This is a genomic window from Vibrio sp. TRT 1302 (genome assembly GCF_050113875.1).
Taxonomy (GTDB): Bacteria; Pseudomonadota; Gammaproteobacteria; order Enterobacterales; family Vibrionaceae; genus Vibrio.
The window spans coordinates 16,414-30,158 of sequence record NZ_JBNJOF010000029.1 but is presented as its reverse complement, the minus strand read 5'-3'; the positions used below and the strand labels follow the sequence as shown (position 1 = coordinate 30,158).

General features: G+C 46.8%; 14 protein-coding genes. All 14 read right to left on the bottom strand.

The window, feature by feature from the left end; translation table 11 throughout:
* Positions 1 to 232: 232 nt before the first annotated feature.
* A complete protein-coding gene (locus ACQEXP_RS20080) occupies positions 233 to 703 on the bottom strand; it encodes an SMI1/KNR4 family protein (protein ID WP_052404617.1) in 471 nt (156 codons plus the stop codon).
* Between the two features lie 414 nt (positions 704 to 1,117).
* Complete coding sequence (locus ACQEXP_RS20075; protein ID WP_426971362.1) at positions 1,118 to 1,243, bottom strand: hypothetical protein; 126 nt, start codon at positions 1,241 to 1,243, stop codon at positions 1,118 to 1,120.
* A gap of 448 nt (positions 1,244 to 1,691) precedes the next feature.
* Positions 1,692 to 2,927 carry an RHS repeat domain-containing protein gene (locus ACQEXP_RS20070; RefSeq protein ID WP_426971361.1) on the bottom strand — a complete coding sequence of 412 codons (1,236 nt, stop codon included), beginning with the start codon at positions 2,925 to 2,927 and terminating at the stop codon, positions 1,692 to 1,694.
* A 1,114-nt stretch (positions 2,928 to 4,041) separates the two neighbouring features.
* Entirely contained in the window at positions 4,042 to 5,088 is a 1,047-nt protein-coding gene (locus tag ACQEXP_RS20065; protein WP_426971360.1) for a flagellin, read from the bottom strand.
* Positions 5,089 to 5,105: 17 nt separating this feature from the next.
* Positions 5,106 to 6,002, bottom strand: coding sequence for a flagellar hook-associated protein FlgL (gene flgL / locus ACQEXP_RS20060; RefSeq protein ID WP_269376183.1), 897 nt, complete (start codon positions 6,000 to 6,002; stop codon positions 5,106 to 5,108).
* A 15-nt stretch (positions 6,003 to 6,017) separates the two neighbouring features.
* A complete protein-coding gene (gene flgK, locus ACQEXP_RS20055) occupies positions 6,018 to 7,391 on the bottom strand; it encodes a flagellar hook-associated protein FlgK (RefSeq protein WP_426971359.1) in 1,374 nt (457 codons plus the stop codon).
* Positions 7,392 to 7,931 carry a rod-binding protein gene (locus ACQEXP_RS20050; protein WP_426971358.1) on the bottom strand — a complete coding sequence of 180 codons (540 nt, stop codon included), beginning with the start codon at positions 7,929 to 7,931 and terminating at the stop codon, positions 7,392 to 7,394. It lies immediately after the preceding gene.
* A 10-nt stretch (positions 7,932 to 7,941) separates the two neighbouring features.
* Positions 7,942 to 9,033, bottom strand: a complete 1,092-nt coding sequence (locus ACQEXP_RS20045; protein WP_426971363.1) for a flagellar basal body P-ring protein FlgI — start codon at positions 9,031 to 9,033, stop codon at positions 7,942 to 7,944.
* A gap of 119 nt (positions 9,034 to 9,152) precedes the next feature.
* Positions 9,153 to 9,824, bottom strand: coding sequence for a flagellar basal body L-ring protein FlgH (gene flgH, locus ACQEXP_RS20040; protein WP_426971357.1), 672 nt, complete (start codon positions 9,822 to 9,824; stop codon positions 9,153 to 9,155).
* A 28-nt stretch (positions 9,825 to 9,852) separates the two neighbouring features.
* Positions 9,853 to 10,638, bottom strand: coding sequence for a flagellar basal-body rod protein FlgG (gene flgG / locus ACQEXP_RS20035; RefSeq protein WP_426971356.1), 786 nt, complete (start codon positions 10,636 to 10,638; stop codon positions 9,853 to 9,855).
* Between the two features lie 22 nt (positions 10,639 to 10,660).
* The gene (gene flgF, locus ACQEXP_RS20030) at positions 10,661 to 11,392 is read right to left on the bottom strand and encodes a flagellar basal-body rod protein FlgF (RefSeq protein ID WP_426971355.1); all 732 of its coding nucleotides are present in this window, start codon (positions 11,390 to 11,392) and stop codon (positions 10,661 to 10,663) included.
* A gap of 11 nt (positions 11,393 to 11,403) precedes the next feature.
* The gene (flgE, locus tag ACQEXP_RS20025) at positions 11,404 to 12,600 is read right to left on the bottom strand and encodes a flagellar hook protein FlgE (RefSeq protein WP_426971354.1); all 1,197 of its coding nucleotides are present in this window, start codon (positions 12,598 to 12,600) and stop codon (positions 11,404 to 11,406) included.
* A gap of 26 nt (positions 12,601 to 12,626) precedes the next feature.
* Positions 12,627 to 13,310: a flagellar hook assembly protein FlgD gene (flgD, locus tag ACQEXP_RS20020; RefSeq protein ID WP_269376190.1), complete on the bottom strand. Its 684-nt coding sequence runs from the start codon at positions 13,308 to 13,310 to the stop codon at positions 12,627 to 12,629.
* Positions 13,310 to 13,744, bottom strand: a complete 435-nt coding sequence (gene flgC / locus ACQEXP_RS20015; RefSeq protein WP_269376191.1) for a flagellar basal body rod protein FlgC — start codon at positions 13,742 to 13,744, stop codon at positions 13,310 to 13,312. Before flgC ends, flgD begins: the two co-directional genes overlap by 1 nt.
* Position 13,745: the final 1 nt, after the last annotated feature.

The window sequence follows — 13,745 nt, the reverse complement described above, 5'->3', positions numbered from 1 at the left end:
TGTTATCAACAAACCCAAAGGACAAACCCTAGGCAAAAGGTCACATAATCGACAATTGAGGAAAATTCGACTATTTATCCATTTAGTTTTTTGACGGGACCAATAAAAGGGCGGAAAAAGCAAGCCATGGAAGCTAGCTCGTTGTTGGACAGAAACGTTTTAGAACTGATGCGCTATAGCTTTTCTGTCAGATTAGGAAAAATATGTTGAGGCCATAGTCGTTTGTTATACCCTATTCATCATATGGCTTTAACATATCCAATACTTGTGTGAATGTATCTGCAACAGGAAATATTGCGTCTTCCCCTTCAAGCTCATGAAACCAAAACACCACTGTTGGATTAGTAATACTGTCCGAATAGTCTAAGCAAAGATAGTCACCTCCAGCACCAATAGCGATTGGCAAGTAGTTCTTTGATATACCGTGTATTTTGCGCAACTTTGAAAGTGATGAAATAACGTTTGTGCAACTTTCTAGCGGGTCAAGAGTTAATAATTCACCAAAGCCAATACCCCAAGATGAACCATCGACATCAATCGACAAACTTCCGTTTTTCGGTTGTCCACCGTGATAATACTTGACGCACTCAACGTAATCTTGAGGCAAACTGAACTGAATTATTGTTGAAACACTTTCGATCAATTCATCTCTCAAAGGCAAGTGGTCTTCTTCGAAGATCAGCCATTCATTTCCAATACTCAAGTATTAATCCTCCAATGGGGTATAACGCTTTCTAAACGGCTTTTAGCCGTTTTTCATACTCCCATCATGCAATCTTTCCAATTACAGTTCAATTTACAATCAAAAGGTTAATGAGAGGGAATGGGTATTAGATTGCAAAATGACGCATAATTTTAAAAAGCTCACGACGACGCTCGCTCGGATAACTACAGGTAAGGGAAACTTTCATCCAAAAGAAGTTAATTAACTTCAGTGATAACAAACAATGGGGCATTTCCGTTTTAGCAATCGTGCTGATTTAACAAAGCATTAATTACCAAAAGTATGCAAATGTCGCTTATGGGAGTGTTCAGTATCACTGAAACCGAACTGTGCGTATGAGGGTTGTACCAACGCGCATTCATTTGTACGAGACCCGTGTGACTTTCTGTTAACTTACCAGTGTATTGGCATTAACTGATTGAGTTGCTTGTTGGCGTTTACTCCAGCGTTTATCTTCCACTGCGTTTTGTCGTTCTGTTTGCGATACACCTGACCAAACGGGCTGTAACCTAAGCGCATGGCTTGAGTACCTCTACGATGTTTCGTTCTATAGATAACAGCCTAGCTATACAAGTTAGGCTGTTTGTTTAAGTCAAAGGCTAAAAGCAACCTAATGCTGTCAGCCTTCCAATTTCATCAAACACTTATGCTTTACTATTTTCTACATATCTAAGATATGAATAAAAACCGTATACGCCAAAGGTAAACGTAATAGCGCAAACAATAGGAACAACAATTACTGGTAGTGCATATAACAATTTCCACCTATACCGCCCCCATAAGATACTATACATATAAATTTGACAAATACCTGTTGGGATGGAAAGTAGAAAAAACAGAAACTTGATTAAATTTGAATCAGATCCACTAGGGTCATAAAAGTACCAAATTACAGTGGATATAGTTAAAGAAACAGCCCCTGCGGCCATTGCTACATCCAAGGTGCGTCTTGATTTCAGCATAATTATCACTTTACTGTAATGGTATCTTCATAAACAATACTAATTCCGAATGATATATCGAAGGTACTACCTTCCAACTCACCGCTAGTGATTACCTCTGGCAAGAGACCTTTATTGAGTTCCAATTCTCTATACTCCCATGTTTCACCGTTATCTTTGGTTTTGTTTGTAACAGAAGCACTCCCAAGTAACGGCACTCCTAGCTCAACTTTAGTTCTACCTTCTGAATATGTATCAATCCGCCCATTTTGAGTCCACTCCGACCCAATTTTATCAGATAGCCTTACAGAGCCTAGGTCGATAGTGGCACTGAAAACGTTCTCTATGCTAAAATTAATAATGTATCCAACTCTGATCTTACTTTTTATCGAGTCAACAAACGAACCTTCATTCATGTTGTAGGATAAGTTTTTTTCAATTTCGTTGACGGTGTATTGAATTTCGTATTCGTCTCTAGCAAATTGGCTTGTTGCACCTTCTGGTATACACAACCCAAACGGATCCACCCAACTCAACGGATTACCACTCACATACCCGAATGCCAGTTGTTGGCTTGGATCACGTAGCAGTTGACTCGCATTAAGCCCCGTATAGCGCATCAACTCATGCTGAATCTCTGAGGGTAGGTAGGTGTTCTTCAGATTCCAGTAATCAGGTTGTACAAAGCGGCTGGTGTGTGGGTTATACCAACGGGCATCAAAGTGCACTAATCCCGTATTGCCATCTGTGTAACCCCCCGTGTACTGATATGGCATCAACTGACCAAGTTGCTTGTTGGCGTTTACTCCCGCGTTAATCTTCCACTGCGTTTTGTCGTTGTGTTTACGGTACACCTGACCAAACGGGCTGTAACCTAAGCGCATGGCTTGGGTGCCAGTGTCATCCAACACCTGTATCGCACTGCCTAAATGGTCATGATGCACGTATAGGTTAGAGGCATCAGCGCCTTTTGTCCCGCTGGCTTTCACAAGCTGTGACTTGCTGTCAGAAAGACTTTGATACAACACTTGTGCATACGGCAAGTTGGCTTGTGGGAGCAACGTGAGCGAGCGGAACACCTCAAAGCCATGGCCTGCGTGTTGCCACTGGCCTTGCTCTTGGCGACCGTCATAGTGACTGTAGAGAATAATCACGCCTGATTGTGTGACACTGCTGGTGCTGCTTTGTCCCTTGCCTTTGCCCCTGCCGTTATTACCCTTGTTACCGTCAGAGGTGGTATCTGGCTCAGCGTCAAAGCTCATGGTGCGCTCGGTCATCACGCGTCTAGAACGAGCGTCATAGCCATGCGTTCAAGGTGAGACCAATCTGCGCACGCATTCCAGATAAGATTTTCTAAGGAAAAACGACGTTCAGCATTTTAAGGAGATCATCCCGCTAAAACGTTTTGGGGCAAAAACGATTTAGGGTATTACGAAAAATCGTTTCTATCTGATTAGTAAAAGTATCTTGATACCTTAAATTTTGTTAGGCTTCTGTACGTTGAGGCGGGGTTAGGACCATACAATGCGAACCAATATGGGATTAATAGCCCAAATGCCATTGACCCACCGATAAACGTAGTTGGGAAGCTTTGTAGCACTAATTCAAAAACCTTATCGTACTGCTCTGGACTTAACGTTGACTTACTTACGTATATCTCATAAGAAAAACAAACTGGCTGATATATCGACATTCGTAAAAACCAACTCAAAGCACTAACAGGAAGCAAAAACAAAAACGGTCTCGTCCATACTGAAGGCAATATAAAGTGAATTGCAGGAATCAAGAACAGAAAAGCCACGTACAAGGCATTCGCTGATATGTTCTGGGTACTGAGTGTATAAGACTGACCTTCATACATCATTAGGACATAGACCCCGAGTACACTAATTAGAAACAGCTTCCCAAATTCTTTTGTGCGTGAAAAACGAAGCAAGCAATAACCTACGACCAATAGCAAGACCGTAAACCAAATGTAAGCATCCCAGTTCATTTCGAGGAATCGAGGACGAGAGGTTTGAATAATGATCAAAAACGCATACGCTACGGGCAGGTATAGAAATAAAACAACTACAAGACGTAGAAAAGCCCAAAACGCCTGTCTTATCATCTAGTACTCCTCCTAGAAGCCTAACTCTTATTAACCGACAAATTGCCGTCTTACGTCTCTCTATAATGCAATGGCTTGCACATTAGTTCAATTAACAATCAATTAGTTAAGTGAAGTGAAAGGCAATTAGGCTGCAAAATGTAACCTAATAAAGGTGGTTAATATAAAGAAAGATTGAGTTTCAAATGTATCAATTGGGGAAATAAACCCATGACACGGATTTATTTCCTTAAATCGGCGACGAGGTATGCGTGAGTTCGTTATCGTTAGCTGCGCAACAGCGCGACCACAGAATGACGTTTCACATTCGCTTGAGCATTAAGGGCTTGGAAGGCATTGGAAAACGTTGCTTGGTTTGAAGAGAAACGATCTAACTCACTGCTGACTTGCTCAGCGTTAAGTACATTGGATTGACGTGAAATCATCTCCATCTGGGCGCTTAGCTCTGAGCCTATGCTTTTGCTTTGAGTCAGCCCAGTCTGAACTTGTCGCAAGTATTGATTTACTTTAGCAATCGTCTGTTTGATGCCATCGCGCGAGGCAAGATCAAAACTGAGTTCCGCAATACCTTCTGGTTCAGGTTTGATGGTCATCATGTTCGACTGTCCCGCAGGAAAGCGATGCCCCTGACCTGTCACCATCACTTTATTGTGCATCTGTTGGTACTGTTTCTCTGAAGATTCAAACAAGATGGTACCATCATCCGACAATGCAGCACGCAGACCTAGCGGTATCAAACTTCTATCCAACATTTTCACTGTCTGTTTGCCATCAGAGCGCCCATCAAACTGAACCATGACGGCGTTGCCATTAGGAAAGTCCAGCCGAATTTGCTCGGCTTTGTCACTTAGGCGATGTACGTTCAGTCCTGGGATGGAAAAACGGCGAATATCAGAACGATCAATGTTGAGTTTCAACTGGTTATCGATCACTTTACTGCCATCAAAACGCGCCGCTTCCAATATCTGAGTGATGTTATCTTTCGCTCGCGCTAGCTTTTGCTGTAACTCAGTGTTGTTGCTTGAGCTACCTACATTCATGGCCTGAGTTAAACCCTTTTTTATAGCGCTCAGCTCACCACCTATCGCATGAAGTGATTTGTATGCGATCTGCACTGAGGTCGCGTTTCTTTGCCCTTGAGTCAGCAAAACACCAGACACCGAAAACGATGCTGGTGCCTGTGGCTGAACGGTGACTGCGCGAGGAATTTTTTGGCTAGACTCTGAAGAGGATCGCGGCGGAGATATGGATGCTTGCTCCGAGCTTGTCAGCCTGACATTGTGAGGACGAACCTCAACGGTACTCATTACCATAGCGGTATTCCTCCCAACTAGATTCGATTAAATAGACTCAAATCATTAATTTTCATATAGCTGGCTTGAGTTGCTTGCAAGGCTGCCATGTAGTTGCTTAAACGTACCGATGCCTCGCCGTAGTCGAGCGCAGATAGATCGCTCGTGACTTTATCGACAAACAGTTTGTTTTCACCGTGAGCACTGTTCATTAGATCTAGGTTGTTGTGGCGTCCGCCCAATTCGGTTAGCGCGCTAAGAACATTTCCTGATGTCGATTCAATCGCCGATAGGGTGGACTCCACCGTCGTACGAAAGGCCGCAGTTGGGGCTTTAAACTCAGCAATTAAGTCATCCAACTGATTAAGGACATTGTTACCACCTAGGTCTAGTACTTCTTGAGCGGTCATGTTGGCTTCCATGCTAACGCCTTTGGCTACGGTCACCACACGTTTATCGTTATTGCCGTCGATTACGTAACTGCCACCAGCATTAGACAAGGCAGGGGTATCCGTTTTCGTACCGGAGAACAGGTAACGTCCCTCTTCATCCTGAGCATTGAAAGACGAGACGATAGACGATCGTAAACTCTCTAACTCTGTAATGATCCCAACCCGATCATCGTCTGTTAACGTGCCATTGGCACCCCAAAGAACGAGATCGTTGATGCTTTTCAAGCTTTCGTTGACCGAATCTAAGTGGACTTCCTGACTCGACAACGCAGTTTTCACGGCAGCAATATTGGATTGGTATTGAGTGATTGCGGAGCCTTCTCGGTCTAGATTCAGTAACTGTATTGAGGCCATTGGATCATCCGATAATTTCGTTAATCGATCACCCGTTGCCATCTGTTGCATCACTTTGCCTAGACCTGCATTGTTGAGTTGCAGACTTTGCAACATCATCTGGCTAAATTGAGTATCACTAATTCGCATGTCTGTTCCCTATCCCTAGAATAACTTTAGTACTGAGTCGAATAGCTGGTTGGCTGTACTGATTACTTTCATATTGGCGTTATGCGCATTAGCAAATGTCATCAGGTTAGCGGCTTCTTCATCACTGTTTACCGCACTCACATTGTCTCGCGCGGCGATTGCTTGCTGATTAATCGTCAGTTTCGCCTGATAATCTGAATCCGCCTGACGTGCTCTAATGGCCGTTTCACCAACCATCGCAGTAAAGGCATCGTTGAGACTCAATGAGCCAAACCCCGTCACGGCAACCGCTTTGTTACTAAGAGCAATTAACGCGTCCAAGGTATCTGCGTTGCCCGGATTACCATCCCCAGACAGCGCCAACTCACTTGGCTGTAAAGCCGTGACTGTCAGACTCGAAGCTGGGTTCGCGGGATCGTAGCTAAACAGTGCTGTGCCTGGGTTACCGTTGAGATCCGTTCCTGTCGTCAGAACAGCATTGAACTCATCCGCAAGAGCTTTAGCCATATCATTAATTGCCACCTGATAAGGCTTTAACACCTCGGTCTGATAATCATTGATTGCGCCGATTTGTCCGCCAGTCGAGCCAGAAATCGCAAAGCTTTGGTTGCCGAACTGAACCTGCATATCGGCTAGATAGGCATCACTTGGGTCAGGCAAAACCTTTAGTTGTCCGGCATCACTACCCATTACCAGTGGTTGTCCAGAAACGAGTGTCACCTGAAGGCTGCCGTCACCCTGAGCCGTCGTCTTCACTTCCACAACTTTTGATAGCTCGCCAATCAGTGCATCTCGTTCATCCATCAGTTGTGCAGGATTGCCTCCCGTTCCTTGCATCTCAACAATCTGCTTATTTACATCTGCAATATTAGCCATCAGGCTATTGGCGTGTGATACCGCCGCACTGCGCTGATCACTCATATCTTTGTGTTGGCTGTGCAGTGATTCCGTAAGGGTATTAAAGCGACGTGACAATGCTTCTGCTTCATTGATGATTTGCTGACGGTAGGGAATGGATTCTGGCTTAACAGTCGCATCATTGAGTGCTGAAAATAGGCTATCTAGCCCTGCTGAGAGGCTAAAACCATCTGCACCTAAGGTGTTTTCCAACTGACTCATATTGGTGGTATAGCGGGTCGCATAAGCAGAAAGGCTATTGGTTGACCAAGTCTGCTTAATTAAAAACTGATCGGTGACGCGGCGAATACTCGCGACTTCTACGCCCATACCAGCACTGAGTTTGTCGTACTTTCCCGCACCGATTGAGGTCATCAACGCTTGCTGACGACTGTATCCTGGTGTGTTGATATTGGAGACATTCTGTGCGGTCACGTCCAGTGCCACGCGATTTGCATTAAGGCCTGACAAGGCAATATTAACCAAACTCATTTACAGCTCCATTTTTCGAATCAGGGGCTGGGCAAAGGCGGTAGTGACACTCACCTCTCCCAACATTTGTCTTACTGAGGCGACCGTTTCTTGTGTGGAATGAAGAGGCTGTGCCTGTTTACCCTCTTCAACAGGTTTAAGTTGTGATTCCTGTTCCATTAAGTGCTCGTTGGCCGATGCCTTGAACGCCATAGGTGAGAAAGCGACTTCTGAAATGGAAGGACTGAGTTGTTTCACCAGCATATCGGCAATGCCTGTGTTCTGTTTCTTTGCCATTTCTATCGCGAGCTGACCATCGTACATATCACGGAACATGCCATGCTGCTGGCTAGAAAAAGGGCTATCTTCGTCGGCTAATACATCGCTGCTACTGCGCATCTGGCGTAGCACCAACTGCAAGAACATCGCCTCAAACTGCCCAGCAACGGCTTGCAAAGCTTGTCCATCATGCTGACTGTTCTTAATCTGCATCAATGCGCTGTTGTCGTGATAAAGCACAGAGCTCATTTGTGTCTTATCGTTTAGTCCGTCAAATTTCATCGCCAGCTCCTTATATCACCACCAGCTCTGCATTGAGCGCACCCGCTTCATGCAATGCCTGAAGAATTGACATCAAATCCGTTGGCGTAGCGCCTAGGCTGTTTACAGCGTTAACTATCGTATTCAGCTCAGTCCCCGGTGGCCAGATTGCCATCTGAGCGCGCTCTTCACTGACATCAAGCTGAGACTGGTCAACAACGGTTGTCTCTCCATCAGCAAAGGCATTCGGCTGACTAACCTGTTGTGATTCCGCAATCGTGACGGTTAGGTTACCGTGACTGACCGCCGCTTCACTGACTTTGACACTTTTGCCAATGACAACCGTGCCGGTACGAGAGTTAAACACGATTCGGGCAGGCTTACGCCCTTCGACTACGCTAATCTCTTCCAACATCGACATCATAACAACGCGTTGCTGGGTCTCTTTAGGTGCACGGATATTGATGCGGACATTGTTTTTCGCAACCGCAACATCAGGTCCGAAAATATTATTGATTTCACGAGTGATGTTTTTCGCGGTCGTAAAACTGGGTTTGCGTAAATTGAGCACAATATGTTGTTGCTCGGAGAAATCGCTCGGTACTTCACGCTCTAGCGTTGCCCCACCCGGAATGCGCCCCGAAGTCGGCGTGTTAATCACTATCTTTGAGCCACTTTTCCCTTCAGCGGACACACCACCGACAACCACATTACCCTGAGCGACGGCGTAAACCTCGCCATCGATACCACGTAAAGGCGTTAGGAGCAGCGTACCGCCACGTAAGCTCTTAGCATCACCAATAGAAGAGACCACCACATTAAGCTTCTGCCCCGGGCCAGCCATAGGTTCAACCGTTGCCGTGACACTCACAGAGGCAACGTTGCGCAATTTAGGATCGGTCGAATCGTCAATCTGTACGCCAAACTGACGTAACATGTTGGTGACCGATTGGGAGGTAAATTTGACCTGATTTCGGTCACCTTGCCCATCTAGACCTACCACCAGGCCGTAGCCCACTAATTGGTTTTCACGAATTCCCTGAACATCAACCAAATCCATGACTGGGATAGAGACCTCTGCCTGTGAGGAAGCGCTGGCTCCCAGCGAGAGCATCAACAGCATGCCGGTTAGCAAGGTGCGACGCTGCTTGGCCAAACTTGTATCGCTGGCATAAGAAGAGGATGCAGTTCCAATCGAAAACATAAGTAAAATCGTAGAGAAGAATGAGATGTGTTGTTTCATTAAAATGGCACCCAAGGACTGTTGAAAAATTGCGTGAGCCAGCCTGAAGCATTGCTGTCTGCTAATGCACCACGTCCTGAATAGGTAATGCGCGCATCACCAATACGAGATGACGGCACTTGGTTGTTACGGCTTATATCGTCGACACGTACGATGCCCGTCAGACGAATAAATTCGTCACCCTGATTGAGACGAATCCACTTTTCGCCACTGATGCGCAATACACCGTTTGGCAACACTGAATGCACGGTAACGGTAATCGAGCCTTCAAGCTTGTTTCCTTGTGAACTTGAAGCCGTGCCGTCGAAACTTCGGTCAGAATCGATACTCGCGGCAAGCTCATCAATGGTCGTTCCACCAATATTTGGGGCAGCAAATCCGACATTGGCTGATTTGCCGTATTTGGTATTGGCTTTTTTACTCGACTCTGTCTCTTCCGATAGCACTACGGTCAACATGTCGCCAACTCGATAAGCGCGTCGGTCTTGAAACAAGGTCATCGTATATTGGTGACGATAAAGGCTGCCGTGTTCAGGGGTTGGCAAGGAGTAATCTAGCGCTGGTGGGGCGTATTTCTCTTCATCAGGTTTTGGCGGAGTAAACTCTTCTCTGCCTGCACAACCCGTCACTAGCAACACGAGTAACGGCCAGACTTTAAACAATGCCTTCATTTGCAGTTCCTTTATCATCACTCAGTTACTAAACAGATTGGGCGACAAACTTGAGCATGTCGTCAGCCGCCGACACTACTTTGGCGTTCATTTCATAGGCGCGTTGCGTGGTGATCATGTCGACCATCTCTTCAACAACCTGAACGTTCGAACCTTCCAGTGCTCCTTGCTTGATGCTGCCTACCCCATCTTCGCCAGCGGTCAGTTCGTCAGCCTGACCACTTGCTTCTGTTTCACGGAACAAGTTACCGCCGACCGCTTCAAGACCTGCCGGATTGATGAATTTAGCCAGAGTAATTTGCCCCAACTGCTGAGGGGTACTGCTGTCCACCGTGGTCGCAGTGACTGTGCCATCCACACCTACGGAGAGTGATAATGCGTTGTCTGGGATCTGAATTTGTGGCTCGAGCGGCAGACCTTGGCTGTTGACCATTAGCCCTTCTGAGTTGACGTGAAATTGGCCATTGCGGGTATACATGATTTGACCATCTGAGTTTTCAATCTGGAAAAAACCTTGTCCCATCACCGCGAGATCCAGTTCTTGGCTAGTGTTTTGGGTATTTCCTTGGGTAAAGACCTTCTGAGTCCCCACCACTCGAACGCCACTACCCAGTTGTACACCAGAAGGGAGTTCATTAACTTGGTCAACCTGAGCGCCCGGCTGACGCTGAATGCTGTAAAAGAGATCCTCGAATACCACTCGGTCTCGCTTGAAACCCACCGTGTTGACGTTGGCAAGGTTATTTGAAATCGCGGTCATCTTGGTATCTTGTGCCGCCATGCCAGTTTTACTGACCCATAATGCTGAATGCATTCTCTACTCCTTTAGACGCCGCCTAACGCGACGACATTAATTTATTACCAGCTTGAGCTAAGGTTTCGGCTGTTTTCATCATCCTTACCTGCATCTCAAAGTTGCGCGTTAGCGACATAACATTGAGTAGCTCGTCAATGGCAGAAACGTTGCTGCCTTCAATGTGTTCTGGAGCTAGTTGCACCGTGTCATCTGCATCAAACGGATTGCCATCAACGCTGTGCAGCAGGCTGTCACTCTCCTTTTGCAGTTGATTGGTATCAGGTTTGACTAATTTGAGCGTGCCCACTTCAAGCTCTGCGCCACCACCAGGCGGAACCACGGAGATACGGCCACGTTCACTGATTTCAACTTTCTGATAGTCCGGCAGCGTCACTGGTCCACCGTCAGCGACTACCGCAAAACCGTTAATCGTTAGAGCACCGAAAGAATCCACCTTGATGTTACCCGCTCGGGTATAGGCCTCTTGCCCATCGGCGGTTTGAACCGTGAGATAGCCATCCCCCATGATCGCTACGTCAAGTGGACGACCGGTTTTGACGATGTCACCTTCATCGAAGCGTGTTGATGCCGAGTTGGTCACCACCATGGTTCTGCCATCAAATCCTGAACCCTGAAGTGGGATGCTCGACACGCGTTCCATATCAGCGCGAAAACCTGCGGTGTCCGCATTAGATAAGTTGTTGGAACGTACGTGTTGCGCTTGTAAAACCCGACTTGCCCCCGAAGTGGCGGTAAAAAGCAAACTGTCCATGTGAAACTCCGTTAAACCGCGTTAAACAGCGCCTGAGTCAGCTTGTCGTTGGTCGAAATGGTTTTCGCATTGGCCTGATAGTTACGTTGTGCAGTCATCAAATTGACCAGTTCACTAGTGAGATCAACGTTTGAGCCTTCCAGCGCTCCCGGTGTCAAATCTCCCAACGTTCCCGTCCCTGGTACTCCCATAATTGGAGCGCCAGAGCTAAAGCTTTGCGTCCAAGCGGTGCCACTCACTTTCGCCAAACCTTGCGGGTTAGCAAAATCCGCCAACACGACTTGTCCTTGTAACTGCGACTGGCCGTTAGTGTAAGTGGCGTAGACCATGCCGTTGTCTTCAACACGCACTCCCGCTAGTTCACCTGAGGTATAACCATTGGGATTATTGGTGCTAACGCCAAATGACGCACCGAACTGCGTGCTACCAGCTAGGTTAATATCGATGCTCATCGCATTGGCACCCGCAGCAGGAAACGCGACATTGTAGGTGCCTGTTGGCGCGGCCAATGTGCCATCAGCGTTAAAGGTCATGGCGACGGTAGAAGCTGGCGTGGCAGAGCCGTCAACCTGAACGTTGACTTCCCATGTATTGGCGGCTGTTTTGGTGAAGTATTGCGTTACCGTGTGGGCATTACCTAAGGAGTCAAACACCTTGGTGGTGTATGAAGAGTTAAAGCTGTCGGTATTGTTTGGGTCAAAAGGGTTCACCGTCTGATCAACCACGGTTGCACTCGCATCTAGGTTGGCAACAAACTCCATTTTATCTGTCGCTTTGGCCGCGAGTGATGACGTAGAAATCTTAATGTCACCAGAGGCGCCCGTTAGTAAGTTGTTGTTGCTATCAACACTGTAACCTTGCAGTCGGGCGCCAGTGTTGCCCGTCACGAAGTTATCTTTATCGGTACCAAATACACCGGAGCGCGTGTAAAGAAGTTGGCCGGAGGTATCTTTAGTGACAAAGAAGCCACTGCCGTTGATGGCCAAATCCATCGCACGTCCAGTACCACTGACTGACCCGTTCTTATCGAAGTTCTGAGAAATCGACGCGACTTCGACACCTCCCGGCTGCATACCATTGTAAACCGCAGCAAATTCGGTGCGCGCACCTTTAAATCCATACGTTGATGCGTTGGCGATGTTGTGGCTGATCGTGTTGAGCTCGGTATTGGTTGCATCCAAGCCGCTTAGGGCGATATTAAAACTCATAAATAACCTCTTTAATTCCTTATTGGTTAAGCACCAAACTGAGTGATCTGATAGAAGGGAACACTGCCAACACCTTCAATATTGACGAAGGCTGCGCCGCCTGAGTTGGGAATTCGTACCTGCTCTACTTTTCCTGCCATCAGTATGTTTGGCGCAGATTGCCCCTCTTGAACTTCGACCGACACGCTATAGCTACCGGGCTTGAGGCCCAGCTTCTGTGGATCAATAGAGAAATCGACGTCTCCGGCTGGGTGGGCTCCAAGTGGAACTTTGGTTGACTGACCAAACTGGTCTTTAACCACTAAAGTCACCTGACTGGAGGAGTGGGTAAGCTCTACCTTGCCGCTTTGCACTTGTTCACCCATCTCAAATTCGTTACTTGAGACATAAACCGTCTGACCCACTAAGCCTGCGGTAGACAACACCTGCATGTTGTCGAGTAGCACCATGCTGTTTTGCATCATGGTCGACATGTTTTCAGTACTTTGAACTTGCGAAAACTGAGCGAGCTGACTGACGTATTCGGTGCCATCAAGTGGGTTTAGCGGATCTTGATTTTGGATCTGAGCCACCATCAGGCTAATAAACTCGTTCTCTAGCGAAGAGGCGCTGTTGATATCTAGCGGGTTGCCCGAAATACCTTGTTGAGCGGAAGTTGATGACCCCAAAGGCGTATCAGAATTTAGGGCATTAAATGGTGCGATACTCATTAGCTTCCCTGCCCAAGTTTGAGCAGGCCTTGCTGCATACTTTTTACGTTGCTGAGCACTTCGACATTGGTTTCAAAACTGCGAGTGGCTGACATCATATCGGCCATTTCAGACACCACATCAACATCGGGATAGAAAACATAGCCTTCATCATTGGCTAGCGGATTACTCGGTTCGAAACGCTTCTCTGCTTTTCCGGCACTTTGCACGACATCGACAATTCTTACTTCCGCGTTTGGATAAGCCCCTTCGCTGACGCTGAGTTGAGTCTTATTGTAGACAGTGGCAAAGACTGGCTTTAAGGCTTTGTAAGCATCATCAGGGTTAGCCGCGACTGCATCGGCATTGGCTAGGTTACTGGCGACGGTATTGAGTCGAACGGTCTGCGCATTCATAGCGGATCCCGCGATGGAATAAATATCGGTAAATGACATG